Source organism: Neobacillus terrae (genome assembly GCF_011393025.1).
Classification (GTDB): Bacteria; Bacillota; Bacilli; order Bacillales; family Cytobacillaceae; genus Neobacillus_A; species Neobacillus_A terrae.
Window position 1 is genome coordinate 1 of the sequence record NZ_JAAOEO010000035.1, and the last position, 25,614, is coordinate 25,614.

General features: G+C 36.7%; 25 protein-coding genes, 1 pseudogene and 1 riboswitch. Of the genes and pseudogenes, 10 read left to right on the forward strand and 16 right to left on the reverse strand.

The annotated features are described in order from the left end of the window. Together G8761_RS24565 and G8761_RS24570 are read left to right on the forward strand one after the other, a co-directional pair. A partial coding sequence (locus G8761_RS24565) for a transposase (RefSeq protein ID WP_166030579.1) occupies nucleotides 1–588 on the forward strand: 588 nt, incomplete at its 5' end. 683 nt (nucleotides 589–1,271) lie between these two features. Then, nucleotides 1,272–2,060 (forward strand): enoyl-CoA hydratase/isomerase family protein, encoded by a 789-nt coding sequence (locus tag G8761_RS24570; RefSeq protein WP_166030580.1) that lies wholly within the window; start codon nucleotides 1,272–1,274, stop codon nucleotides 2,058–2,060. 943 nt (nucleotides 2,061–3,003) lie between these two features. Here G8761_RS24570 and G8761_RS24575 read toward each other — a convergent pair. Continuing rightward, a complete protein-coding gene (locus tag G8761_RS24575) occupies nucleotides 3,004–4,266 on the reverse strand; it encodes a glycoside hydrolase family 18 protein (protein ID WP_166030581.1) in 1,263 nt (420 codons plus the stop codon). Between the two features lie 1,009 nt (nucleotides 4,267–5,275). On the opposite strand from G8761_RS24575, the gene G8761_RS24580 reads away from it, so the two are divergent. After that, on the forward strand, nucleotides 5,276–5,518 hold the full coding sequence (locus G8761_RS24580) for a hypothetical protein (RefSeq protein WP_166030582.1): 243 nt from the start codon (nucleotides 5,276–5,278) through the stop codon (nucleotides 5,516–5,518). Nucleotides 5,519–5,633: 115 nt separating this feature from the next. Here the strand turns inward: G8761_RS24580 and G8761_RS24585 are convergent, their stop codons facing one another. Both G8761_RS24585 and G8761_RS24595 read right to left on the reverse strand, forming a co-directional pair. Next, complete coding sequence (locus G8761_RS24585) at nucleotides 5,634–6,194, reverse strand: CBO0543 family protein (RefSeq protein ID WP_166030583.1); 561 nt, start codon at nucleotides 6,192–6,194, stop codon at nucleotides 5,634–5,636. An 816-nt stretch (nucleotides 6,195–7,010) separates the two neighbouring features. Beyond that, entirely contained in the window at nucleotides 7,011–7,988 is a 978-nt protein-coding gene (locus tag G8761_RS24595; protein ID WP_243450137.1) for a hydroxymethylglutaryl-CoA lyase, read from the reverse strand. Between the two features lie 81 nt (nucleotides 7,989–8,069). On the opposite strand from G8761_RS24595, the gene G8761_RS24600 reads away from it, so the two are divergent. The 3 genes from G8761_RS24600 (at nucleotide 8,070) to G8761_RS24610 (ending at nucleotide 11,484) form a co-directional block, all read left to right on the forward strand. Further along, complete coding sequence (locus tag G8761_RS24600; protein ID WP_166030584.1) at nucleotides 8,070–9,269, forward strand: CaiB/BaiF CoA transferase family protein; 1,200 nt, start codon at nucleotides 8,070–8,072, stop codon at nucleotides 9,267–9,269. A 46-nt stretch (nucleotides 9,270–9,315) separates the two neighbouring features. After that, nucleotides 9,316–10,692, forward strand: coding sequence for an MFS transporter (locus G8761_RS24605; protein WP_166030585.1), 1,377 nt, complete (start codon nucleotides 9,316–9,318; stop codon nucleotides 10,690–10,692). Between the two features lie 117 nt (nucleotides 10,693–10,809). Next, complete coding sequence (locus tag G8761_RS24610; RefSeq protein ID WP_166030586.1) at nucleotides 10,810–11,484, forward strand: GntR family transcriptional regulator; 675 nt, start codon at nucleotides 10,810–10,812, stop codon at nucleotides 11,482–11,484. Nucleotides 11,485–11,892: 408 nt separating this feature from the next. Here the strand turns inward: G8761_RS24610 and G8761_RS24615 are convergent, their stop codons facing one another. From G8761_RS24615 to G8761_RS24645, 7 genes are all read right to left on the reverse strand, one after another. After that, complete coding sequence (locus tag G8761_RS24615) at nucleotides 11,893–12,039, reverse strand: hypothetical protein (RefSeq protein ID WP_243450138.1); 147 nt, start codon at nucleotides 12,037–12,039, stop codon at nucleotides 11,893–11,895. 515 nt (nucleotides 12,040–12,554) lie between these two features. Further along, nucleotides 12,555–12,935, reverse strand: a complete 381-nt coding sequence (locus G8761_RS24620) for a GGDEF domain-containing protein (protein ID WP_166030587.1) — start codon at nucleotides 12,933–12,935, stop codon at nucleotides 12,555–12,557. Between the two features lie 17 nt (nucleotides 12,936–12,952). Then, nucleotides 12,953–13,198 (reverse strand): hypothetical protein, encoded by a 246-nt coding sequence (locus G8761_RS24625; protein WP_166030588.1) that lies wholly within the window; start codon nucleotides 13,196–13,198, stop codon nucleotides 12,953–12,955. Between the two features lie 247 nt (nucleotides 13,199–13,445). After that, a riboswitch (cyclic di-GMP riboswitch) is annotated at nucleotides 13,446–13,530 on the reverse strand. Between the two features lie 280 nt (nucleotides 13,531–13,810). After that, nucleotides 13,811–15,016 carry a hypothetical protein gene (locus tag G8761_RS24630; RefSeq protein ID WP_166030589.1) on the reverse strand — a complete coding sequence of 402 codons (1,206 nt, stop codon included), beginning with the start codon at nucleotides 15,014–15,016 and terminating at the stop codon, nucleotides 13,811–13,813. Between the two features lie 266 nt (nucleotides 15,017–15,282). Then, nucleotides 15,283–15,663: a hypothetical protein gene (locus G8761_RS24635; RefSeq protein WP_166030590.1), complete on the reverse strand. Its 381-nt coding sequence runs from the start codon at nucleotides 15,661–15,663 to the stop codon at nucleotides 15,283–15,285. A 171-nt stretch (nucleotides 15,664–15,834) separates the two neighbouring features. After that, a complete protein-coding gene (locus tag G8761_RS24640) occupies nucleotides 15,835–16,404 on the reverse strand; it encodes a pyridoxamine 5'-phosphate oxidase family protein (RefSeq protein ID WP_166030591.1) in 570 nt (189 codons plus the stop codon). A 397-nt stretch (nucleotides 16,405–16,801) separates the two neighbouring features. Next, nucleotides 16,802–17,509 carry an alpha/beta fold hydrolase gene (locus tag G8761_RS24645; protein ID WP_338001034.1) on the reverse strand — a complete coding sequence of 236 codons (708 nt, stop codon included), beginning with the start codon at nucleotides 17,507–17,509 and terminating at the stop codon, nucleotides 16,802–16,804. Between the two features lie 657 nt (nucleotides 17,510–18,166). On the opposite strand from G8761_RS24645, the gene G8761_RS24650 reads away from it, so the two are divergent. Beyond that, on the forward strand, nucleotides 18,167–18,418 hold the full coding sequence (locus G8761_RS24650; protein WP_166030593.1) for a hypothetical protein: 252 nt from the start codon (nucleotides 18,167–18,169) through the stop codon (nucleotides 18,416–18,418). A 33-nt stretch (nucleotides 18,419–18,451) separates the two neighbouring features. On the opposite strand, the gene G8761_RS27735 is transcribed toward G8761_RS24650, so the two are convergent. Beyond that, nucleotides 18,452–18,574, reverse strand: a complete 123-nt coding sequence (locus G8761_RS27735; RefSeq protein WP_275940736.1) for a hypothetical protein — start codon at nucleotides 18,572–18,574, stop codon at nucleotides 18,452–18,454. Nucleotides 18,575–19,311: 737 nt separating this feature from the next. Between G8761_RS27735 and G8761_RS24655 the strand changes: the two genes are divergently transcribed. After that, nucleotides 19,312–19,650 (forward strand): AbrB/MazE/SpoVT family DNA-binding domain-containing protein, encoded by a 339-nt coding sequence (locus G8761_RS24655; protein ID WP_166030594.1) that lies wholly within the window; start codon nucleotides 19,312–19,314, stop codon nucleotides 19,648–19,650. A 356-nt stretch (nucleotides 19,651–20,006) separates the two neighbouring features. Here G8761_RS24655 and G8761_RS24660 read toward each other — a convergent pair whose 3' ends face one another. Both G8761_RS24660 and G8761_RS24665 read right to left on the reverse strand, forming a co-directional pair. Beyond that, nucleotides 20,007–20,168, reverse strand: a complete 162-nt coding sequence (locus G8761_RS24660; RefSeq protein WP_166030595.1) for a hypothetical protein — start codon at nucleotides 20,166–20,168, stop codon at nucleotides 20,007–20,009. Between the two features lie 20 nt (nucleotides 20,169–20,188). Next, nucleotides 20,189–21,043 carry a 3-oxoacyl-[acyl-carrier-protein] synthase III C-terminal domain-containing protein gene (locus G8761_RS24665; RefSeq protein WP_338001033.1) on the reverse strand — a complete coding sequence of 285 codons (855 nt, stop codon included), beginning with the start codon at nucleotides 21,041–21,043 and terminating at the stop codon, nucleotides 20,189–20,191. Nucleotides 21,044–21,628: 585 nt separating this feature from the next. On the opposite strand from G8761_RS24665, the gene G8761_RS24670 reads away from it, so the two are divergent. Next, the gene (locus G8761_RS24670) at nucleotides 21,629–22,093 is read left to right on the forward strand and encodes a low molecular weight protein-tyrosine-phosphatase (protein WP_166030596.1); all 465 of its coding nucleotides are present in this window, start codon (nucleotides 21,629–21,631) and stop codon (nucleotides 22,091–22,093) included. A gap of 290 nt (nucleotides 22,094–22,383) precedes the next feature. Here G8761_RS24670 and G8761_RS24675 read toward each other — a convergent pair whose 3' ends face one another. Continuing rightward, nucleotides 22,384–23,046 carry a C40 family peptidase gene (locus G8761_RS24675; RefSeq protein ID WP_166030597.1) on the reverse strand — a complete coding sequence of 221 codons (663 nt, stop codon included), beginning with the start codon at nucleotides 23,044–23,046 and terminating at the stop codon, nucleotides 22,384–22,386. Nucleotides 23,047–23,343: 297 nt separating this feature from the next. Between G8761_RS24675 and G8761_RS24680 the strand changes: the two genes are divergently transcribed. Continuing rightward, on the forward strand, nucleotides 23,344–23,715 hold the full coding sequence (locus tag G8761_RS24680; protein ID WP_166030598.1) for a hypothetical protein: 372 nt from the start codon (nucleotides 23,344–23,346) through the stop codon (nucleotides 23,713–23,715). Nucleotides 23,716–23,960: 245 nt separating this feature from the next. Here the strand turns inward: G8761_RS24680 and G8761_RS24685 are convergent. Together G8761_RS24685 and G8761_RS24690 are read right to left on the reverse strand one after the other, a co-directional pair. Next, a pseudogene (locus G8761_RS24685) lies at nucleotides 23,961–24,389 on the reverse strand (DinB family protein); the annotation flags it as partial. Between the two features lie 294 nt (nucleotides 24,390–24,683). Further along, a complete protein-coding gene (locus tag G8761_RS24690) occupies nucleotides 24,684–25,238 on the reverse strand; it encodes a hypothetical protein (protein ID WP_166030599.1) in 555 nt (184 codons plus the stop codon). Between the last annotated feature and the right edge of the window lie 376 nt (nucleotides 25,239–25,614).

The following is a 25,614-nucleotide window of genomic DNA, read 5'->3' on the forward strand; positions in this document are numbered from 1 at the left end:
CCTGGGTTGAAAAAAGCTCAATTACTTGTACAAGTCGCTAAGAGATCCATTGGTTCCCTACAAGCACTGGATGCCTACAAATTTCATTTGGAACAATTGTTAGAGGAGTATGATCTAGCCGTAAAGCAACTCGAAAGAGTTGAAAGACAAGTAACCGATGTACTGACAAAGATTCCTTACGCTAAGAAACTACTTATGATAAAAGGTATTAGTGAAATATCGTTAGCTGGCATTCTTGGGGAGGCAGGAGATTTAAGTGGTTTCTCTCATGGAAATTCTCTACTTCGCCACGCCGGACTGCATCTGGCTGAAGCAAGTTCAGGAAAGTGGAAAGGGCAAATTGTGATTTCTAAACGGGGAAGATCCAGGCTTCGGCGTTTCCTCTACCTAGCCACTATGAGCCTTGTGATGAACAATCCAGAATTTAAAGCCCTACACTCTCATAATGTGAAAGAGAAAAAGATAAAGAAAATGAAATCAATCATGAAACTGATTGGCAAACTTGCGAGGATATTGGTAGGAATGGCAAGACGAAATGAGGCCTACTGTCCGGATAAACTTCAATCTCTATTACCACAGGCAGCTTAAAAATAAATGAAATAATAAGAAGCTAGATATCGAGTATTGGCTTATTCGCAGGATTTCAAATATGTACGGAGTACCAGGTTTCTTCAACAAAAGGGCTCTGACCCATCAGGTTAGCATAACTGGCCTCCACCCCTTGGATAGGTATGACGAAGGAATGAAAGGGCCAATGGACCCGTTGAGACATGGGAGGGAAAACCTCCAGGGACGGCGTGGAGAATGTACATCATATGGTAAAATGTGGAGTTTTGTTTAACTCCTTTATTTCACTATGCCTCCACGAAGCTATTATAATCTCAACCTGTTCCTTATAAGCGTTCTCTTATTATAAAAGGGTATGAAATCCTGCGAATAAGCGAGTATTTGCGAGAAAATCGTATTAAACTGAGGGAGTTGAACAACAGTTTGTTTGCTTTTAAGCACCGTAATAATAAAACGTATTATTTAATACAGCGGCAAGAGCAGCGACTTCCTGCGTCGTTGATTTTATAATAATAGTTTTCAGAAATAAATAACCATTATGCTGTTTCAAACGGGGAATGGAACACTTTGCATACAATCTAAATAAACAAATCTTTAATCTGGTAAATTGTGATAGTAAAGTATTATACTAATAGTAGTCAGAATAGTTAATAAATAATATGAAATCAGATAAAGAAATTCAAATATTTGAGGAGGAATAAAAGATGGAACATATTATTATCGAAACGAAAGATGGGGTCCGTACAATAACACTTAACAGACCGGAGCGCCTTAATGCCGTAAATGATACACTTAGTAATGAGATTATCCAGGCAATATCAGAGGCTTCTGCTGACGATGAAGTCCGTGTCATTGTCATTACAGGTAGTGGACGAGGATTCTGTGCAGGTCTTGATTTGACCGATTATGCGAAGAGAAATCCAGACGCTCAATCTCGTCATCAAAAATTAGATGAATTGGGTTGGGTAGGTCATCAAGCATTAGAGATTGTTCATTGTGATAAGCCAGTTATTGCTGCAATCAATGGGATTGCGGCTGGTGCAGGATTCGCGCTAGCTCTGGCTTGTGACATCCGCTTCATGTCTGCTGATGCAAGTGTAACAGCTGGATATATTCGCCGCGGTCTCAGCCCTGATGCGGGAATGAGTTATTTTTTACCGCGGTTGATCGGGCAGGCAAAGGCTGCCGAATTTATCTTAACCGGTCGGGACATTTACCCTGAGGAAGCAGAACGAATTGGATTGGTGAACGGGATGTTCCCTGATGAAGAATTTCAGGAACAGGTGATGAATTTTGCCAGGGAATTAGCGGCAGGACCGCCGGTAGCAATGACGCTTTCTAAAAGATTGCTTGCTGCAAGCCCTGACACGGATCTTACAACGATTCTAAAACAAGAGTACGCTTTTATTAAACAATGTTTTGGAACCAAAGATGTTCAGGAAGGGGTTCAAGCCTTTGCTGAGAAGAGAAAGCCCGTGTTCCGAGGGGAATAAGTAATTTCTTGCAATTAAATGTGTGAAGAAATGTACTTAAACTATATGGGAGCTTTGGTTTAATAAGGTACTGATATTTGGTATAAAGAAAACTTGCCTTTTCTTAGGCAAGTTTTTAAATTCCATTTTTGATGTCAAAACTCTGTGGGCTTTATCACTTTTTCTAGTCATGCCCTAGTATAGCCAGTCTGCTTTCTTCCCAGCTTACCTTTGATTATATAGGGCGAACACTTTCTCGAAAAGGTAGAAAAAGAGCAGCCATTGTAGTCGCTCATGCCATCTTAAGAATGGCTTATTATCTTCTAACACGAAAAGAAATGTATATCGATTTAGGTGTTGACTATTTCGATAAACAAAAACAACAATCAACTGTGCGAAATTCTGTAAGAATATTGGAAAGCTTAGGATACCACGTTTCTATTTCTGAAGCGTCTGAAGCGTCTTAATCCACTAACCTATACCAATCTGATCTAGGCGCCATTCTATTTTAAAAGGCAAACCCGTTTTTTTGGATTTGTCTACAGTCTGAAAGGTCGTTAATAAAACGACCTTTTTTGGTTTACAGAGCCCGCCCTGTACCAAATTACCCTTCAACGCCTCTTTCTATATCACCAAAGAAGGTTGCTGCAGAAACCTTTACCACAGGAGACCACTCCTTTACCACAATGCCTTAACAATAGTGTCTTCTCCTGTCAACCGGCTACAGTAAACATCGCGGGAATCCCAATTTGTATTATAAGGTCAGCCACATTCCTGAATACAGCAGTGTTTTTGGGAAATAAATATACCATTGTTTTCAATAGAGGAGACAGAATTTGAGTAATTTGTAACTTAGAAGTAATCATTTTGAGCTTTGTCGTATTTTTATGCTAACAACGTCCATCCATCCCCAATAAATCACACCAAATTCCTTCATAATTTGATATGTTACAATAGTACTAAATTAGATTTTACGAATGGTAAAGAACTTTCTTAGAAGCCAGACACCGGGTGTAAATCCAAGGGATAATTGCCACGCACCAATAGCTTGCAGATTATATTCACGAACTAATACCATTTTTGTACTCATACTTCTAACATCTTCGAACCATACCTCATGGTTCACTCCCTGTGAGTCCGTGTATCTAAAAAAAGGTGATTGGTATTCCTCAGAATATTGCACTGGGGATTGGTACCTCATCGCCCTTAAAATGGCTTCTTGGTTGGAGATTCCACGTGCAATGGTGCCAGGTCTATGCGGTACAATCCAATCATATCCGTATAAAGGTACCCCAATAATAATCTTTCTTTCAGGGACCCTTGTCAGGGAAAATTCAATTGTCCTTCTAATCTCCGTAATCGGTGCAACCGGACCCGGTTCACTTCCACCATAATGCCAATCATATGCCATGATAAACATAAAGTCGACTACGGCTCCAATTCCTCCGTAATCATAACCTCTCAGCCATGGAACATCATCACTAGTTTTGGCAGGTACCGAGATTGTAATAACAAACCTCCCTTGTCTCAACCGATCCCGTAATTCTCTTAAAAAACCAGTAAATATATCTCTGTCCTCAGCTCTTACACGTTCAAAATCAATGTTTACACCGCCATATCCTTTTCTAGAAACCAAAAAGTAAATATTATTGATAAGATTCCTTCTGGTAGTTGGATTATTCAAAACTTGATGGGTAAGGTCAGGATCAAATCCCTGTGAACTAATGTTTGTAATCGTCGCAATAGGGGTAACGTGATTTCTCCAGGTCGTCTCAATGGCAGTTAGGTCGTTCAAATCATTTACAATTTCTCCGTTGCTGGCGAAATGATACTCGAAGATGGAAATGGAGGATGAATACGGCGCAAATTGATTAATCAATTGAACGTCCTCTTCTGGACTTCTTACCACATAAAATTCCAACGTGCCAGCTAAATAATTAGAAGTGTAAGGAATCCTAATACTTCTACCTGGTGTAAGATCGGTTTCGTTGATACCAGGATTGGCGTTACGCAATTGCTGAACAGTGACATAGGCTTTCCGGGAGATTCGATATAAAGAATCACCGGGTTGGACAATATAGGTATATCTTGGAATTAATAAGGCTTGACCGGGTACGATATTTGTCCCATCAAACCCATTAACCCTACTTAACTGTTCTATTGAAATTTGGTACGCATGGCTTACAGAAAATAAGGACTCACCAGCTTGAACAACATGAACAAACATATCCGTCCTCCACCCCACTTATTTTTTCACACTTTCACTTTTACCAAATATATTGGAATGATTCTCCTTTTAAAACGGTGTTGTAAAAATATTTGTTGTTTCTTCCATAAACATTTATTAAATTGTGTTAATTTCATAATTGTTTTTAGAATGATTAAGCTGACCGAATTTTTAATGCTATTTTCAAAAAAATTAAGCAGCCATTTTCATTTCTTTCATTTGTTTATTGATTCTATCTACAGCCAGTTTTGTTGAGTTGTACACAAGAGTAATTAAAGAGTTACTCAACTTTCTCATAAAGCAGAGACACGATGGATACAAGCCTTTAACCAGAAAGGACCTTGCCATTATAAATGCAATTAACATTTATGCTTCTATATTTGACCTACGAGGTTTAAAGCTTATTCTTAGAGAAAATCCGAAATTGCTATTTGGTAAAGAAATACCGGCCTATCTAAATACAGATGCAAAAATCATCTTAGAAGGAATGGGTGCAATTAATAAATAAATAATTTTTATTATAAAAGGGAAAGTTAATAATCTGATATGAGTATTAATAAAGAAGAACTGATAAAGAGGGCCAGTAACATTCTGGGCCGTGATGTGACAAATGAAATGATTATGAAAACGGTTGAGTCCCTAGTGGCGAAGATAGAAAAGGAGAAGGCAGCCTACACAGGAACCGTCAGCCACAATCAAGATTAATTAAGTCTTCTAATAAAGACTGATTCAAATATGTCCATAAAAAAGAAAAACATTATTAAACTAAAGCTGGCAAAACAATATATATAAATACAGATATATTGTGTAAACTTTTTGCAATTTGGTAAAGAATAAAGTGTATTCCCCTATTTGGCCCTCTAGTATTAGAGGGCCTTTTTTATTGGTATCTAATGGGAAATCACTAATCGAATCTGCCCTATTTAGCAAATTATAAGGGTAAAAACTTGTATTCATTGAGGGATAATGTATAAATTTCCTATTGAGAGAGATTATTGGAGGGCAAACCTTGAGAAGACCGTCTAAGAAGAAAATAACAGAAAAAGATCGGAGCATTTTTGACTCCTTATGTGAATTAAATAATAAAACATCGGCGGAACAAAGGAAACTTGGTTTCGGTCCTACACAGAATGGTGTTGCATTAGGAAGAGATAAATATGATGCCTCGTCTTACTGCACTCTATCTTTAAAAAAACTAATAGAGTTCGGGATGGTGGAAAAGCTACCTAATGGCCGCTATCTACCGAAATAATAGTGTGCACAACAAAAAGGACTTAAAGCAGTCCTTTTAATATTTTTCAACTAACGCCTCCTTTAGTTGAAGGGAATTTATTCACAATCTCAGTTATGAGACCTTGTTTATTTTATTACAAAGTTTCAAATGATTTTGCATTACTAATTCGATAAGCTACTAAATAGATAATAATGTAAATTGGAAAGGAATAAAAAACGCTCCATTTTACTGTTGTATAAAATCCAATCCATTCAAATAAAGGTTCACCTAAAAAAGAAGTCAATGCGGAATAAATAACAGCTTTTAAAAAGGGATTTAGAGTTGGTCTAAATTGTAACCAAAGCATAAGAGATACAGGAATTAAAGTAAAATCCCAAGGTAAAAACGTTGGAATGGTTGGCAATACTCTCCCCGAATAATGCCAAAGCCCAAAAACAAGTCCTAAAAAATCAAGCCAAGAAGATACACTTAATCCAAAACTTCCAGCTAAAAGCAATCTTGCCTCACTTCCACGCTTTCGCAGAATTATCCATACAAGCCAAGGAATGATTGATAATGCTACTGAAAGCCAAAATTCCCAGTGCCATAGAGTATATTCTTTCCAATAATTCACATAATCCACTTCTACTTGATGAATTCTTTCAAAAAACTTATCCGAACTTATAATTTCTTCTTTTCTAATCAATGGTTTCATTTTAAAATTCACCTTAAAAATTATATAATCCCAGTATTCCCCATACTTCTTAAACTATCCTGCTCTTTTGTTCAATAAGGATTTAAACAAAAAAGCGTTAAATCCTCTGGATCAATGATCACGTAAACTTATAAAGAAGCAGTAACTTTTGATTTCAAATAATCCTCATAGGCTTGTTGTACTTTATCTCTTTTTGGTACTACTGTTGAGATTCTTTTATGTATATCCTGTAATAAGAATAATCCTCTAAAAATACGCCTACAATAATTCCAAAAGCAACAATCCCACTAGCAAGTGATCCCATCATTAGCAAAATAAACCCTAATATCCCACTTAAAACTATTGATAGTAACGCGTAGATTTTCTTTCTTCTCATTTTCTTTAATTACAGGAATGCTGCCCCGTTTGTTAATAAAGGAATTCAACAAAAAATGCCCGTTAATCCTCCTGGATCAACGGCCCTTATAATTTAAGTATCTTCCTTCAAAATCTATTGAACTGTTCAATATCAAACAACAAAAAATCAGCCCTTGAATTTTTTCTAATGAAGAAGCAATTCACCATCAACCTTGCTTTAACAAAAGCCCTCATAAGCTGAATAAAAAAATAATCAATTACTTTCAAAGTTCTGATGAACAAATACTATGCAGCTCATCCTTTGACTTGAAATTCGATAAAATCCTCCCTTCGATATTTCAACATCCTCCACAATCTGGTCAAACGTGACTCTGTGAAAACCATGAACATCAAACGCGGAGGGATGTTTCAATAATTCGTACTCTTATTGTTATTTCAGCCATTACATATTTTCACCTGCTACATCTTACTATTTTCATTTAAGCTGGATTTTTCATAAGGTACAGATGGGAATCGTATGGGTCCCGCTTTCATGACAAGGCCATCGAGTTTGCGCTTAACTTGCTGTTCGGTCCATTTGGCGGTATCGATTAAACCATCCAGGTCGATCCCTGTGGCAATTCCCATGGACTCAGCCATATTCACTAAATCCTCCGTGCAGACATTTCCAACGGCTAAAGGAGCATAAGGACAGCCGCCGAGCCCTCCGATGGAGCTATCGAACCGTGTAACTCCCAATTGAATGGCGGCCAAGACGTTGGCAAGCCCCAATCCTCGGGTGTTATGGAAGTGCAAGGAGATGGGCACGCCCGGAAAGTGGAGATCGACCTCTTGAATCATGTGCTGAACTTGTTTCGGGTTGGCCAACCCTGTCGTATCTGCGAGGCAAATTTGACAATTCCCTAAATTTATATAGGATTCTATCATTTTCAACACCCGGTCTTGCGGGATGATTCCCTCAAACGGACAACCGAAGGCAGTAGCAATAATTCCTGTTACTTGTTTTCCCGACTGCAACGCTTCTTTAATAGGCGTGGACAATCGTTCAAGAGTATCCCATGTGGGTCGTCCCGCATTTCTTTTGTTGAAGGTATCAGAGGCGGCAATGGCAAAATGAATATCTGTCAAATTTTCCAAACGGAGCGCTCTATGCACTCCCCCTGCGCTTAATACCAAACCCGCATATCTCACTCCCTTTTCTTTAGGCAAAGCCTCAATAACCTTTTCGGCATGGGCCATTTGGGGTACGAGGTCATCCCGTACAAAGGAAACACATTCAATTTTTGAAAAACCCAATTTCGATAACTTCGAAATCATGTCGACTCGCTGTTGAACGGATAAATAGGTAGCTTCTGTCTGCAGGCCATCTCGTGGTCCGACTTCGCAGATTTCAATCAAAATAGCACCAACTTTCTGAATATTTTGTATTGCATACAATTTAACTAAATTATATAATTAAAACTATAAAAAGACCGTTTTTTTTAGTTTTTGTATACAACGTAAAGGAGATGTTGAAAAATGACAGCTGATTTTCCCTTATCCGATCTTCGTGTCTTGGAGCTTGGCTCCTTTATTGCGGGACCATTCACGGGACGTTTATTTGCCGATTTTGGTGCTGAAGTAATCAAGGTGGAGCCGCCTGACCGCCCGGATCCTTTGCGGAAGTGGGGAGATACGATTGACGACAACGGCCTATTCTGGGCGATTCAAGCGCGAAATAAAAAGTGCATTAGTCTAAACCTTAGAACGACGAAAGGGCAAGAGCTGCTTAAAAAAATTCTGCCTCATGTAGATGTTGTCATTGAGAATTTCCGCCCAGGGACATTGGAGAAATGGAATTTAGGGTATGAGGTCATGTCCGAGATCAACCCTCGATTAATTTTGGTTCGTACGTCTGGATTTGGCCAAACAGGACCTTATAAAGATCGTGCAGGATTTGGGTCGATTGGCGAGTCCATGGGAGGACTGCGTTATGTTACTGGTGAACCCGACCGGCCGCCCGTTCGTGTTGGCATCAGCATTGGCGACTCCCTTGCTGCGATGTATGCCATGATCGGATGTTTAACTGCGATCCATGAGCGGAGTCGCTCTGGAATGGGACAAGTGGTGGATACGGCGTTATACGAGGCTGTTTTCGGTGTCATGGAGTCGACTATTCCTGAATATGTGCTGCTGGATAAGCTCCGCGAACGTTCTGGAAATATTCTTCCAGGTGTTGCTCCTTCGAATATTTATAAAACCGGTGATGATTCCTGGATTGCGATCGGCGGAAATGCGGATACCGTATTTAAGCGACTAGCCGCCGTTATGGGCCAACCTGGTCTTGCTAGTGATGAACGATATGCAACCCATGAAGCAAGAGGGAAACACCAAAAAGAATTAGATGAACTGATTGAAGCCTGGACCCAAACCAAACCATGTCATGAACTGTTAGAGCTTTTATCGACAAATGGTGTTCCTGCGGGCCGAATTTATAATGCCAAAGACATGGTGAGCGATCCTCAATTTATCGCCAGGGAAATGATCGTTCCGTTTGAACATCCCGAATTGGGTTCATTCCCCATGCCAGGGATTGTACCTAAGTTGAGCCGCACCCCAGGTCAAATCCACCACGCTGGGCCTACGACGATTGGGGAACACAACCGAGAAATCTTCTGCGATTGGCTCGGCATGGAAGAGTCTGAGTTTCTTGCACTGCAATCTGAGGAGGTGATCTAACTCTTATTTAACCGTGGAGGGAAAAATCATAAGGGAGGTAGTTACAATGGGAAAAGAAGTGCTTGCAGGACCCCGGTTAGACCGCTTACCAATGACCAAACGGCATCGTTCCATTTTGTATCTTTTAGCGGGCGGGGGATTCTTTGACGGATTTGATCTTTATATCGCAGGGTCTGTACTTGCATCAATGGTGGCTTTAAAATTCTCTTCAGTTGCAGCGAATGCATCCTTTATATCCAGCACGTTTTTCGGTTTATTGATTGGGACACTTATTGCTGCAGTAGTCGGTGATCGTTTTGGACGAAAGTTTACATTAAAATACTCACTCTTGGTGTATGGAATCGGAACCATATTATGTGCGGTTTCCCCTTCCTTTGGATGGTTGATTGTTTTTCGTGTCTTTGCGGGTTTAGGTTTAGGTTCCGTCATTGTCGTGGGTTATGGAATGTGGGTGGAATTCGCTCCCAGGCGAACGAGAGGCTTCTGGACGAGTGCCCTATCTTTTTTGATCAACCTTTCTCAGCCGGCAGCCGCGTTAGTGGCCTTATATTTAATCCCTGAATATGGCTGGCGGATCATGTTTTGGATTGCTGGAATTCCCCCGATTATTATATGGGCTCTGCAAGTCCGATATTTGCCGGAATCCCCGCGATGGTTGGAGCAAAAGGGCAAATACGAGGAAGCGGAAAAAGTTCTTGTTCAATTTGAGCAATTAGTTCCTAATCTGGCTCCCGTTGAATCGGTCCGGCAACCTGCGCTCAAAGCAGTGAATGCCAAACAAACCTTATCGATATGGTCTCCTGGCATCCGCAAAATCACTATTATGTCAATTATTATCTCTACGATTATGATGACGACGTGGTATACTTTTACCGCATGGATTCCTACGTTTTTCATTAAACAAGGTTTCTCCGATGTCAAAACCTTTACGTTTTCATTGGTCATTATGCTTGGTGCGATTCCTGGGAATGCACTGTCCGCCGTGCTTGCCGACCGCCTGGGACGCAAATATACGTTAGCATTTATGTCTGTTTTCCTTGGAATCATTGGCCTATTTTATGGCTCGGCTAGCAGCCCTGCCGCAATTATGAGTCTTGGGTTCATCTTTGTCATGGGTGGCAACATTCTTATCGCCATAGTTTTGGCAAGCTATGTCCCTGAATTATCCCCTACTTCGGTACGGATGACTGGTTCTTCTGTGGCCAATGCCTTTAGTCGGGCTGGAACGATTCTTTCTCCTTATCTCATTGCCTACTTGTTTACCAATGGTGGTCAACATGCGGTTTTCTGGTTTTCCTTTGCTTTATATATAATCATGGCTATCACCATTTTGGTGCTTGGCAGTGAGACGAAAAAGCTCAGCCTTGAAGATATTGAAAAAAAAGAGAACCTCATTCATGAAAGCGCTTCACATTCCATGTAAACTAGGAATTCGGGAATACCTCCCTTTGCTTAGCACCGGGGTATTCCCCTTTTAAATTCCCATTTATGTTATATTTATCTTATTACCTTTTTGAATAAGAAATTGGAGTCGATCAAAATGGCTGATTCGTATGAAACTATCCGCACCTGGATCATCCGCGGTAACTTGAAACCAGGTCAACGATTACTTGAAACCCAATTGGCAGAACAACTAGGCATGAGCCGAACTCCTGTACGCGAGGCTCTACGTCGATTGGAAATCGAGGGACTCATTCAGTTCGCGCCTAACAAAGGGGCTGTCGTTAAAAAGTATACACAGGAAGAACTAAATTACATTTTTAACCTCAGGGTATTGCTGGAGGGATATGCTGCTGAGCAGGCAGCTCTAAACCGTAAGGAGCATCATTGTGAGGAAATTGCTTCATTGAATGAAGAGTTTGAAACCTTTTATGGGATCGTTAAATCCCAAGGTAAATTGGAAGGGCAGGTCGATAGATTTGTCGCGATCAATGAGAAGTTTCATCATCTAATTTGGATGGCCACGGGAAATCCCCAACTCCCTGTTATGCTCGAACGAATCATGGTGATTCCACTTGTCTATAAGACTTATGATAAATATTCCTATGAACAAGTAGGGAATTCTCTATCCGCACATATGACCATTGGAACAGCCATCATCAATAGAGATCACATACGCGCAGAAATTGCCATGAAGGAGCACATCCTAGCTGGACGTGACTATGCTTTTACTTTTTTGTCTGACCGCCAACAAAATGCGGATTTCTCACGCTAAGCCATTTTTTCATATAAAAAAAGCTGGCCGCAGTTCCTTTTTCTCCCTGGCGACCTGTGCAGCAAGCTCTGCTTCAAACTCTTTTTTCTTCTGTTCTTCTCTAAAAGCTAATTTTTCGTCCTTATTCTCAATCAAGTGTTAGAAGCGCATTGGTAGTTACCTTGTAATCGAAAAAAGATTTAGGAGGAGTTGACAATGAAAGTAATGTACAAAGCCGGAAGCATAGAAACAGAAGAATATGCTCTACTTATTCAATGTTCTTGGGGGATCACATTAGACAATAAAATAGTTGTCCTCAATGAATTTTTATGTTCCTACCTACTCAAATTGGGATGGTGAAGATGAGGATTTTAATTGGGATATAAAGGGAAACAACAGATTTGATGAACTTGCGTCAAGAGTTTCTCTTCATTTGATGACCTCCAGTAATACTGTAGATTCTTCATACACTCCATTATAGTCATACTTTTCAACCCACTTTTTAAATTCCAAAGAAGTTATTTTTTCATTACCAGTTAATCGTGATTTTCCATGTCTAATCAATGATATTTCCATATGTGTTTCTCCCTGGTTTTCATAACTCTATTACTTTCATTTTTATAAAAGGGATAAAACCCCTGCCACATTTGTTCTAAAGAAAAAAGATGCTGCAGCAGCAACATCTTAAAAGCAAAATTATTATTGATATACCTAAGCTCGTCTAAATTGCAGCCGTTTGCCATTCATGATTCGCAAAAATCAGAGCTTCATAACAGAAAATTAAAATGGGCATGTCTGCCAATACTGATATTGTCCTTATTCTAGGCAAACCCTTTTCATTTTTAAACAATTCAACAGAGTAATGCCTTTTTTCATGAAAAGAGTAGACAAGTTCGATTTTATTAAATATCAATCTACATTTTGACTATTTTTCTCATTGTAATATTCACTTAATTAAGCTCTAACGATTCTTTTATTCATTTTATCTATATACATATTTTATCTGCTTGAAAAAACAATAATTCCATTTGACCTTTTGAATAAGGAGCATAACTATATCCGAGAGACATTTTTATTGTATCTTCTAGTTGTTATATATTAAATTCTTTTATATCTTTATGTATTTCAGATAATAAATGTCTAACTTGATCTTCTGGCTTATTTTTTACAATTAAAATAAACTCGTCCCCTCCAATTCTTGCAACAGTTTTATCTTCTGTAGAGCGTTGATTTAAAAGTTCTACAAAACTTTTTATTAATTCATCCCCAGCCTTATGTCCAAGATTGTCATTAACATATTTAAGGCCATCTAAATCACACACAATTAATGAAACAGGAACATTAATTTTTTTATCTAGCTCTTCAAATTTCTTCTCAAAATATTCCCTATTATAGATATCAGTAAGGGTATCATGATATATTCGATATTCTAATTCCTGTGGTAATTTCACTTTTTCGTCAATGTTTCTCATAATACCTTGTATGATTACTAATTGCCCGTTTTCATAAATGGGTGTCGCATATTCCTCAAACCACCTATAGTTTCCGTATTGTCTTTCCACTGCTGAATTAAGATCTGAGAATAATCTATTTCTCCTTTCACCTTTTTACATAAGATTTCGTAGTCATCAGGATGAACACATTCAAAGGGTGCAAAAGAATTCATCTTCGCTTCTTCTATAACTCCTTTACCCAAAAATGCTTCAATTGAAGGACTAATATATTTAAATTTCACCTTTGATATCTCATAGTGATAAATAACATCTTTTGAACTTTCTATAATTGGAAGATTGTATGAAATTTACTTTTCCACTTAAAATATTGGTTAAAGATGCAAATCAGAAGAAAAATAACCACTAAAAATAAAATTATCACCGTTAACTTCATATCGCTTTCCCTACCTTTATGATAAAAAGCTTCTTTTTATCCCAATAAAAAAGACTAACCCAACACAGATTAGTCAATTCATTTGGAAAATACATATTGGTAACTGGCTAACATTGTCTAATGACTTTAGTCCCTATAGTTTTGCGTCTTCATCTTTCAATGAATTTGCCTTTCTCATATATTTATTTTATTTTAAATTTTTAGTTATTTATCTTTATAATTTATAGTAGTTATTTAGGCTAAGGTCAATATACTTTTTATCCTAAATGTATATTTGCTTCTACATCCAATTCAAGAAATACTCTTAGTACTTTTTTCATCACTTGTTCCATTAAACTGCCCGTTAATCGAACAACAGAAAAAAGGCTCTACTCCTTATTGAAGTAAAGCCCCCATTAGTTTAAGTGCACATATTCACAAACTTAGCTTGTATGAATTGAATCCTACCCTTAGTTTTATTTTAATTAACAATCAAATAAAATGTGTTTTCCTGTTTTGTATACCGTCCATTTATTTCACCAACACCAGGCACTGTAAGCGAATCGCCATTTTCGATTGGAATGTCCTTTAAAAGTAGATGTAGTTTATTAATATTTTTTAATCCATCTTTACAAAAGGCAAGAGAAGGTTGTTGTACAAGGTATTCTTTGTTATTTATCCTTACTTTTATATAATTTTTATGTAATAACTTGCCCTCTAAAGCGATGATATTCATCGGATCAAAAGACAAAGCAGTGATTTCTCCTTCGATAAACAGTTGGATACCTGTCCGCTCTTCGAATTCTTCAAGCTCTTTCTGCCTTAACTTAACAGCAAAATTTACTGCTTCCTCAGTTTCAGGGCTTATTTCCACATCTTCTAGTGGGAGTTTTCTTGGTTTAATATTAAACAGCTTAATCAAATCAAATAGTGTTGCATCAGTACCAAAAAAACTTTCCTTCCAACTAGGTGAAAATTCATCCAGCAACAAACACATAAACAAACCGGAACTGTAACAGCTACGCCTTATATTGGAAGTGGAATCAAATTTGTCTATCAAGTGTTTTCCATAATTTTTAAAAATCAAATCGTTAGCCAACGGGCTTTTTTCTGAATAAGCCTTTAATTCAACATACCAGGCAGGTCCTTCTACAGTTTCAATTAAGTTTTCATATGTTAGATGCTCTTTCATTCCTTCTGCCCTTTTTTCCCTTAGTGCGATAAAATCATTAAGATACTGTGTCTTTTTACTGAAATTAGTTTCCAACAGTGCATCATAAAGATTTTGTCTTTCCCGATTTCGAAGTTCAGCATTTTCTTTGGTTAAGGGATAAGTAATCCCCATTATTTCATCAGGGAAGCGGTTTTCCCCTTTTATATACTGATATCCGTGAAATAATTCGTGAGCTAATATTGAAAAAAGCCCTTCATAGTCCTCGTACAATTCCATATCAGCAATTGCCATAGGATAGCCTTCATATAGAATGATCGTATTTCCAACAAACTGCTCTTCCCGTTTCAAAATATTATATGATTTAGGATGAATATTTTCATACTTAGGATGATTGAACAGGTAGACACTGTTTTTATCGTACAATGCATAAGAAACAACTTCAAAATTGGGCCAATACCTTTTCAAGTTTGTTTTAGTTAGGTCTTTGACAATTTGATCAAGATAAGGTTTCATCCTTTTCATCCCTTAAGTTCGATTTCCTTAGTTAATTCCTCAAAGAAAGAATATATCCTTTTTTAGAAAAAAGTTTTGTTTAACTAACCTGCCATTTAGTTCAAAAAGAAAAGCAATCTGGGATTGTCAGCAGCAATTTTTAAGGAAAGCCCCCGTTTGTTTAATAAAATTTATTAAAATTATCTTTTTATTCCCAGTCCCTAATAATTTTTAAACCATTTTCAGATGAAACGGTTAATTGCCCATTGTTCTTAATGACTTCCGCATTAGAACCCCTCACCAAGTTGGATTTCTAAAGTATAAGTATAATCAACTGTACCATCTTCATTTTTCTCTGACTTTTCAATCTGAACATCATTCACCTTAATGGGTTTGTTTGTGTTGGTCGCAATATCAGGTGCAATGCTGAAGACACGATTTGCATTTAGTTTCTCCAAAGCTTTCTCGCTTAAAAATGGCTTTACGTGTTGAACTATTTCATCATTGGTTGGTGGATTAGAGGGTTCCTCAATCGTATATTGTTCCGTTTTATATGTTTTCAGTATTTCTAAAACATCATTTTCATTTATGGAATTTTTCGAGCAACCAAATAGACCTACAATTAAAATAAGCATAAATAATTGAATTACTTTCCTGATAAAATTCAACCCCTTTTTATAAATAAATTTACGGTTAATTCTTGTTAAGTTACGTTTTATTTAGAAAAATTTGAATTTTATCAAACTGAAATTTCTTATCTTTTTGAACATTACTGCCCCGGTAGTGCAATATGAAAAAGGGGTGCCGCAGCAACCCCTCCTTTCAACTCAAAGTTCAAATCATTTATTAAGATTAACCATTCTATCTCCTAATGGCGAAACTAACCCATCCATACTTACAGAGTTTTTCTTTTTACGATAATCTTCTAATTCTTGTTCGCTTTTATTGTCTGCCCACTGAAGAAGAGTATCTCGTTCACCATTGTATGAATAAAAAGGTACACTAAATCCACACGTTGTTTTTACTGTTTCAATTTTTGCATAAACAATTTGCCTTGCACCAGGCAGGATGTCAAAATGAGTTACCATATCATCCCATTCTGCTGTGCCAGGTAACACTACTTTGCCTCGTCCGTAAAGACGTATTATCATTGGAGGACCTTCAAAAGCGACAAACATGAAGGTAATTCTACCATTATCTTTTATATGGGCACTTGTTTCATTACCGCTACCTGTTAAATCTAAATAAGCAATTTCAGTTGATGATAATATCCTTAGTACATCATGACCTTTTGGGGAAATATTAACATGACCTTCCCCGGTAAGAGGTGCGGAACCCACAAAAAAAATCCGTTGCTTTCTTATAAAATCTTCGTGGTTTGGAAGTATCGACGAAAATGCTTTTCCCATAAAATTTTCCTCCTTGTAGGAATTAATGTCTAAAATAAAAAGCCTTCCATCTCATTAGAGACGATAGGCTATACCCCCTGTTACTACTTTTTTGGTTGTAATAAAAAAACAATCCCCTTTACAACTGATTACGGATGTCAACCGTTTAGACCTACCTATCAGTTAGGCGAGTTGGAGACTTTTTTGGCTGTTTTTCACCAACAGACAGCTCTTTATACAATAAATATTCCTTAATACTCTAAATCATTGCATTTTAGAGTTTAGAATTTTCTTAATACTATTATGCTACATTAAATATGTCAACCATATTTTTCTATTTCTTATTCAACTAAACTGCCCCGTTAGCCATCCATTCAGCACAAAATCAGTGCTGCACCACAGAGAATGAATATATACTTTATTGTAGAAAGGATTTTATGTAACTTATTGCTCGAATATCTGTCACATGGGCGTAGTGACCACCATTTAGTTCTTTAATGATAATATTAGATTTTCTAATTCGATTAACCTGACGATGTATTTTATTTTTTAGTTTCAGTGGTTTGTCATCACGATTCCCATATAGGACGAGGCAGGGCACTTTAACTTGACTTAGCATTCTTGGCATGTTGTAACGATATAGTGCCAAAAGAAGACTAATACCTTTTAAAGTAGTTTCTTGCTGATTTTCGATTGCTTTTCTTATAAATTCAGTGTCTTCAAGTCCCGAATTTTTGATTTTCACTTTAATTTCTTCCTCGGTTTTTTGTTTTGAGTTAGTGTTTATATTTTGTTCTTTTTCTTCACCTAAAAATTTTTGACCCAAAATTTTATGTAAAATACTAATTACAGGGAGAATATACCCAACTGACCCAAACATCTGAACAGGGAATCGTTCAATTCTAGCAAAACCAATATCAAGTAATATCAGTTTATCTACCTTTTCAGGATAAAAATAGGCAAAGGATAATCCAATACCTCCTCCTAAAGAATGACCAATTATTGTGATTTTATCTATTTGTTTTTCTTCTAAGTAATCATTTAACCATTTTGCTGCATCACTCATTTTTACTACTCCATCAAGTCCTTCACTTCTACCGATTCCAGGCAAATCTATCATATGGATATTGAATTTTTCAACTAATTATTCCGCAATAGGCATTCCAAAATTCCCTGCCCATCCAGTACCAGGTAAAAAAACTGCAGTGTCATTTCCCTTACCCAATACTTCTACAAAATGCTTCACTATCTGCTCCCCCAATTTTCAAGTTTTGCACACTAGGAAATAATACTATAATTAACTTTTAAAAATATAGAATTTACTGATAAATTATATACACGATGAAGGTCTTATTTCACTAAACTCCCCTTTAGTTGAACAATTCTTCCAATGGAAAATTCTTTAACCACCGAAAACCTGGCTTCCTTATGCTCTTCGTTACTTCAGGTTCTCTTACGGGCTTGAATGGAATCCACTCTCTATTAAACAAGGAAATTATATCAGTTCAGCCATATGTTGCTCCTTAAATCATTTCGCATATGCCAAATACAATCCGCATCATGTTCATCAAGTAAACCAGCAACATTAATCGATAATTGGTAAAAAAGCATTAGGACTCGTTCCTAATGCTTTTTTATTTCGATAATTTTAGACGTAATTCCCCATATACTTCTTGAAATAACCAATGATATATTTGGGTAAATAACCCATTCTAGATTTTTTTAGCATGTTGACTGTTTTTAGTACCTTGCACGAAAGATTGGAAAGGAGGAAACACTAAAAATGTCGATAGAAAAAAAAGATAAAATATCAAAAGAAAAAATCAATAAAATGTTAGGAGAATTAATGTATTTTTCTGATTGTCAAATTACTCATACGTTTACTGATATTCATACTCCCTTTTCATTAAGTATAAATAAACAAAAGAATGAAATTTATTTCCAAATTACTTTCACAGAAAATAAACTGATCGAACTCTATAAGGATATATCTTCAGCTACATTAGCTCTACATAAATTGTTAAATAATGAGTAAATTTAGGAAAGCTACCTAAACCGGCAGCTCATCCTATTTCTGGTGATTATGTTCAGTTTCGCTAATTAAAAACTTGATGGCATCCATTTCTTCTCGGGTCAAATGTTGTCCAATTTCTGGACTCATTAAAATTGTTTTAGCTTGTTCGATGGTCATTAGTATCTCTCCATAATCTAATATAACTTTACTTATTTACTATCGGTTAAAGTTATTTATATTTAAGAGTAAATATATGGAATATTTTTTGCGCCTCCATAACTATTCTTCGAAAACAAAACTCCCCGGCAGCACAAAAAGAAAAAACGGCAATCGTTGTAACAGGTTCCTCATCTCTAGCCCCCTTTGTTGTTGTAGAATTACTTTTATAAGTCAATACAATGATGTATTTATTCCCTAATTTTACCTTTATTTAGAAAAGAACGTTTTATTTTCTTTCTGTAAGCCATTTTTTGCATAATGATTGAAAAGCCTTTATATTCAAAGGTTACATCATCGTATACAAACAAAGAATCATAATTTTTTTAAATTTTATAAGCAATTCATCTATTTCTTTTTCACTTTTCAATTCTTCACTAAGTAATTATCCAACGGTTCACCTTGTTCAGCGTAAATCCACATAGGATAACATTTATTATCAAGAAAAAGTCTAATCTTTTTCATTTGGATTCACCTAGCCCTTTAGAAAGTTTAGATTATTAATTCTAGATTATTAATTCTCCATTGTTTGCCCAAAACGTTCTTCAACAAACTGCCCCGTTAGTCCTGTACTTTTCATAACATTAATATTTTCGGAAAAAAATTTGATATATTTTATTGGGAAATTCTCTATTTTCCACAAACCGGTTTAAAAGCACGGACACTTAGGAAAAAACATAAAAAGGAGGAGGTTTATTATGGTAAAAGAATTAACCACTACATACAGTGACAAAAAGTTTTCATCAGCAGGCGTTGTCATTCTTCCTCAACGATGGAGAAACACCTTTGGTTATCAATCTGGTGAACAGGTGGATGTTATACTAAAGGGGAATGAAATTATCATTCAAAAGGCGGATTACCGTACTTTTAATTTAAAAAGGTATTTAGCAGAAAAAGGTGCAGTGGCAATTCCAATCGAAATCCGGAAATCTATGGGAATTAAACCTCACCAGCCCTTTACAATGAAAGTAGATGTGTTTAATAAGCGTTTCATTCTCTCCTTTAAAGACCAAAATCAGGATGCAATGACTAATTAAGCAGCCTGATTTTTTTGATTTTCCTTATATTTTAATGATGCTTTTAGAGGACTAATAAAATTAACCAACTCCCTCAGTTTAATACGTTTTCCTCGCAAATACTCGCTTATTCGCAGGACTTTATCCCCCTTTATAAGAAGTCAAGGATTAGTAGGAATAAGTTCAGATCATAATAGCTTCGTGGAGGCATAGTGAAATAAAGGAGTGAAATAAAACTCCATATTTTACCATATGAGTACATTCTCTACGCCGTCCTTGGAGGTTTACCCTCCCATGCCTCAACGGGTCCATTGGCCCTTTCAAACCTTCGTCATACCTATCCAAGGGGTGGAGGCCAGTTATGCTAACCTGATGGGTCAGAGCCCTTTTGTTGAATAAACCTGGTACTCCGTACATATTTGAAATCCTGCGAATAAGCCAGCATTCGATATCTTGCATTCCATGCATATACCAATTAGGGCAGGCGGTAACACATAAGTTTTTAACAGATCTGGTGCAATTATCTTTTTCATATTCATCTCAATTACTCCTAAAATATTTAATATCTATATAACATTGCACAAGCTGTTGAACCTGCACTGACTGACCAAAATACTACATAATCTCCTCTTTTCACTTGGCCCATGTTTAAAGCTCGTTCGAATGCCATAAAAGGGCTTGCTGAACCCGTATAACCGTAATCTGTTCCGACAATTGGAAATTTAATACTATCTTCATTAAATGCATCAATGATTTTATATATATTCTTCTTTGATAATTGAGAAAAACAAAAAGCCTGGATGTCCTTTGGAGTTAAATTGTTTCTATATAAAAGTTTCTCAATAAGGTGAACGGTTGACGTAAAGGCGTTATTATTATTAACATTTTCCCATTTTACTCGTTTTTCGGAATCATCCATTTTTGCATTATACAGTTTGGATACACCACAAGCTGGGAAAACAATCTTTTCAATAGATTCTGTATTAACCTTATATGCCGAATCGATAAATCCGTTATTTAGATCTTCTGTTTTTTCTAATATAACTGCAGACGCGCCGTCGCCAAAACTCGCGTAAGTCACTGCATCATCTTTTCTTGCATATCGGTGCATTTGTTCAGAACCAACAATAAGTGCACGTTGAAGTTGTGGATTGGCTAACATATTTCGGCTAACCTGTTCTACCGCCACAACCATTCCAACACAAGCGACATTCATGTCATAAACAATAGCCTCTTCTTTACCTTTTAAAGCGTGATGAATGTCAACAGCATTTGGCGGCCAAAAATACTCAGGTGTTCCTGATACAAAAACTATCATATCTAAGTCCTTGTCCGTTAAATTGATTTTGTTTAATACTTGCTTGGACGCTTCAATCGCCATGGTTAAAGTCGCTTCCGTTTTATAATCGGCCACGAATCTATTTTCTCGTCCAAGAGCTTGAAGTAAACGATCAATATCCTTTCCTTGATGTTGAAAATGCTGAATATAAAAATCGTTATTTACAACTCTTTTCGGGTGGTATACAGATACTTCTCGATAAGAAAAGACCGGTAGGGTCTCCCGAGTTGCCGTATCATATCAATGTATAACGTGCCAAGGTCACTGACTCCAGAGAGTTTTTTTCCTTCTTGCCTTTAACGAAAGATAAAATGTAGCTTTCTGCAGGGCTTAAAGTATCAGCCCTCTCGGTTTACTAACATTATGGAGCTCAATCCCTTCAAGCTTTTGGCTTTCGGCCCGCCACCTAACTGTCTACGCTTAAAGACTAAAGTTACCTTTAGCCCTCCAAGACTCGCTACGAGCGAATGGCTAGTTCTTACTCGACGGGAATCCCACCCGCTATATGATACGACCTAAGCTCGGCCGCACAAGCCCCCGTTAGCATAATTCTAACGCCGTTCCATATTTCTGTTTTATACATATTTTGCAATTACATAATTCATTTAAAATAGACTATAAAACGGAAATAAAATCATCTAAACTAAAGGGGTTAAGTACATGATCAACGTTTTATTTGTATGCCTGGGCAATATTTGCCGTTCACCGATGGCTGAAGCTTTTTTTCGAAGGTTAGTCATAAAAGAAAATTTATCTAACAAAATAGCAGTTGATTCCGCTGCAACCAGTTCATGGCAAATTGGCTTCCCTCCGCACGAAGGAACTCTTGATATTCTAAAGAAAAACAATATCTCTTCTGATGGGTTAGTTGGGCGCCATCTAAGGAAAGAAGACTTTTGGAAGTTCGATTATATTATCGGTATGGACGAAAGCAACATAAAAAATATTTACAGGATAACCGGAAAGCATAATCATTCAAAGATTATTAGATTGCTCGACCTAACCAGATACAGGAAAGATGTCCCAGATCCATTTTTCACAGGTGATTTTGATGAAACCTATAGTCTTGTTTCAGCTGGATGCCGTGCATTACTCAATAAAATACGCTGGGAGCAAAACTTGTAACAATAAGGAAGGTCGAGTTCCGCAGTTATTAGAGGTAATGGAGATAAGAAAAGGGTGATCTATTTAAATATTTTAGTATTTCCTATCTTGATCCCTTATTACTTTTAACAATCATTAGACATATTGCTTCTAAAAGTAAACTGCCCCGTTAGTCGATTAACACAAACTTGTCTACTTTTAACCTAAAAAGTATTATCTTCATTCATTTTTCCTTAAAAATTCATCACTTATTTTAATTTAAATTTCAGCCTATACAAAAAAATAGAGTGACTTATCAGCCACTCTACTTATTATATTCTTTTCGCTCCGATAAACTTTTGTTTCCAATAGGAATTACTTATCTTTTCGATTGAAACGCCCCTAGAAGTAGCAGAATGAATCATTTGTCCATTTCCGATATAAATTGCAACATGTGAAACTTTACGGCCGCCACTTGTGGCATAGAACATTAAATCTCCAGGTATCAAAGCAGTAACGCGAGTCCCTCTTGTATACATTTCAGCTGCGGTCCGAGGGAGGGTTTTACCAGCCTTACCGAATGAATAAGTGACAAGTCCGGAACAATCAAAGCCTTTTGTAGTTCTACCGCTCCAAAGATACCTAACACCCAGGTTACTTCTTGCAATTGATACGGCTTTTGAACGATAATTGGTGCTTGGTGCCGTTGTTGTACTGTTTTTTATTGCAATATATTTAGAACTTACATATCCTTGTTTTCCATTCGCAGTTATTTTCGTCCAGCCTTTTGACTGGGAACTAACCGAAACTTGCTGACCTTTTTTCAGTTTAGTAATAACTGTTGCTGATGTTGAAGCAGACTTTCGTACATTTAAAGTTCCCGAGTTTATTTTAACGTAATATACAGATCCTGCGGCCGAAGCCTCGTCCATTGTCGGTGCAACTGTTGCTACTAAAATGCCTAGCGAAATGATAGCTAGTATTCTTCTAAACAAATTCATTTACCCCCGATTACTAGATGTTAAACCTAGTATAAAGGGAAAGCGATTACAGATGAGTAACACCGAGATTACAATAATATTACAAATTTAGACACAATAACTTATTTTTTTCATACCGTGCTGGAATAATCGAAATTTGGCCATAAAAATCTAGACACTGGATCTCCACCAGCAAGTAGTTGTTTTGTTTCTACATCATATACGCTGTCTATTTTTTATTTTCTTACTGCATAGTAAGGGCTACTAACAATTAATAATTTTTTCCGATATTACCCAAGGGAGGGTGTTTCTGTGAAAATAGAAAGTGTTGTAATTTTAATAAATAAGTTTGCTAATGATAACCAATTTGCTAGAGCTAGAAAATTAATGCTAAAAGAGTGGGTTAGAATAACTGAACCGAGAATAGTTCAAACCCTAAACCATGAAGCAAGACAATTTCTTAAAGTGTTAAAAGAAGAAAGAGAAAATACTGATTTACATGCACTCACCAACATTGATAAAAAAATTTTAAATTTATTAAACCAAAAAATCAGAGAAGCCAATTTTTCATATGCTAAACGAATCTTCTTACAACATAAGACTCTAGTTTCTACCCCCGCTGCACAAAATTGGCTTACCTCAGATGCTCGGTTTATGTGTAATGCATGGAATATGGATAGCTAGGTTTGTCACAAAAAAGTACATTAGTAAGCGTCTTGCTATATTGATAAACTTTTCTTGTACCCTACATCCCCTGGGAGGTATAATTGTTTTCACTTGATTGAGACCTTGGCGGGGTTATTGGACTCCTAACACAGCCAAGGTTTGTTAATTATAGGCGTCTACTCTCATGTCCTCCGTAAAGTATAGACAAAAGGGCTGGAGCAGTAACCCCTTCTTGAACTCAAGCCCCCGTTTATTCAATAAGTTTAATTATTATTGAATAGATTAAGCCCAATTAAATTTGCAGAGACTGGCTCTTTTCCAAGTTCTCTTGCCCAAACTGAGAGTTGACCTATATGATGTACTTCGTGAACTGAAAGGTGCAAAAGAATTTCAATATAATGATGGGAAACTTTTTCTTCTTTTTTATTGACTGCACTTAATACATCACTATCTCTATTTGAACTATAATTTTTCAAGAAATTTGAGGTACACTCTTTTGTTTGATTGGAAAGATTTATAATAGCATTTAAGGAATTATAATCGGCAAAGTCGTACTTAATGGGTTCTTCATTAGATAAACCTCTAATCCACCTCTGTTCTACATCAACAATATGAAATAATGTATGCAATATCCCTTTGTATCCGCCATTTCTTTCCTTTAATAATTCTCCTTCTGATATTTCCTTACACCAATTAAACCACTTTTCTCAAATCTTCCAGTTATATTCAAATAGCAAAATTACAGATTTAGGTTTCATAAATTCCTCCTTAGTCAAAAGAAGCAAGTATTAGATTATTTCCTTAATGTATTCTACGTTCTTATTACACTAACCGGCCCCTATAGCGCAATAAAAAGGCCACCCAATATAGGTAGCAGTGGATCTTCAACTCTAGCCTCCATTAGTTTAAGTACAATCCTTCACAAACTAACTTTGAAATATAAAAAGATGTGCCACAGCTACCTTCGTTGTTAAATTCTCAATCAATTAGTTAATGTTCGTGTCATCAAATCGTATTTCCGCTACTTTTCCGTTCTCTACCAGCCAGAATTCAATTGTTGCACCAAGTTTATGGTCAACGTATTCGACAATATCCACACCTTGTTCGGTCCTTGTATAGTAACTTGAACCATACGAATCGATAACATCTTGTTTCGTACTACCAATCACGATTCCTTTTGCTGTTTTAAGACTAGTTTTAGTCTTTACACCTTCTTCGACTTCCCCAATTATTAAACGAACAATATCCCCTTTGTCTTTTCCGTTAATCATAGAAGCCGTTTCTAATCCCCCTTCCCAATGATAATAATCGTATATTTCGTTATCCTCCCTGCTAAGAGGTGTCCCATAATGCTTTACAAAAGATGGATTATGAATATTATCGTGTAGTCGTACCTTGTCAAAAGATTCATTTCTAAGGTTGGTTGAATCAGTATGTTTAAAGTAATAGCTTCGTCCCTCTGTAAAGAGAGAAATTGTTCGAAAGCCGATAATTGCTATTAAGATAATTAACGCAAGTAATACAATATATTTTATTCGCATTTTTCCTCCTAAATTATCTATGTATCATTGAACTTTTATACTTGGTTAGGGAGTTTTAAGAGATTATTTGCAAATCAAATAAGATTCTTATGTATTCTCTCTTGGTTTTTATTTGCACAGTTATATTTTACATAGAAATTCTATGTATATAAATCCAAATTTTAAACAAGTCTTGTTGAAATAGTCGAGTAGAAGTGAGCCTTCCTACCTTGCGATAGATTGTACTCCACCCCCCCCTCACAGAACCGTGCTTGCACTATTAATGCACACGGCTCCTCCTAGTTACCATTTACAAAATGTAGCTAATCTCTTAAATTGAGATTTTGCTAATTCTGCTATCCTTAGTAGTTTTGTTTCCATTTATCCCTACCTCTGA

Coding starts and splice junctions, on each gene's coding strand:
- G8761_RS24570 (WP_166030580.1), top strand. CDS start 1,272: ATGGAACATATTATTATCGAAACGAAAGATGGGGTCCGTACAATAACA.
- G8761_RS24630 (WP_166030589.1), bottom strand. CDS start 15,016: ATGAAACCTTATCTTGATCAAATTGTCAAAGACCTAACTAAAACAAAC.
- G8761_RS24600 (WP_166030584.1), top strand. CDS start 8,070: ATGACAGCTGATTTTCCCTTATCCGATCTTCGTGTCTTGGAGCTTGGC.
- G8761_RS27735 (WP_275940736.1), bottom strand. CDS start 18,574: ATGACCATCGAACAAGCTAAAACAATTTTAATGAGTCCAGAAATTGGA.
- G8761_RS24575 (WP_166030581.1), bottom strand. CDS start 4,266: ATGTTTGTTCATGTTGTTCAAGCTGGTGAGTCCTTATTTTCTGTAAGC.
- G8761_RS24690 (WP_166030599.1), bottom strand. CDS start 25,238: ATGCGAATAAAATATATTGTATTACTTGCGTTAATTATCTTAATAGCA.
- G8761_RS24605 (WP_166030585.1), top strand. CDS start 9,316: ATGGGAAAAGAAGTGCTTGCAGGACCCCGGTTAGACCGCTTACCAATG.
- G8761_RS24610 (WP_166030586.1), top strand. CDS start 10,810: ATGGCTGATTCGTATGAAACTATCCGCACCTGGATCATCCGCGGTAAC.
- G8761_RS24585 (WP_166030583.1), bottom strand. CDS start 6,194: ATGAAACCATTGATTAGAAAAGAAGAAATTATAAGTTCGGATAAGTTT.
- G8761_RS24655 (WP_166030594.1), top strand. CDS start 19,312: ATGGTAAAAGAATTAACCACTACATACAGTGACAAAAAGTTTTCATCA.
- G8761_RS24615 (WP_243450138.1), bottom strand. CDS start 12,039: ATGGAAATATCATTGATTAGACATGGAAAATCACGATTAACTGGTAAT.
- G8761_RS24660 (WP_166030595.1), bottom strand. CDS start 20,168: ATGAATATGAAAAAGATAATTGCACCAGATCTGTTAAAAACTTATGTG.
- G8761_RS24640 (WP_166030591.1), bottom strand. CDS start 16,404: ATGGGAAAAGCATTTTCGTCGATACTTCCAAACCACGAAGATTTTATA.
- G8761_RS24620 (WP_166030587.1), bottom strand. CDS start 12,935: ATGAGAAACATTGACGAAAAAGTGAAATTACCACAGGAATTAGAATAT.
- G8761_RS24670 (WP_166030596.1), top strand. CDS start 21,629: ATGATCAACGTTTTATTTGTATGCCTGGGCAATATTTGCCGTTCACCG.
- G8761_RS24650 (WP_166030593.1), top strand. CDS start 18,167: ATGTCGATAGAAAAAAAAGATAAAATATCAAAAGAAAAAATCAATAAA.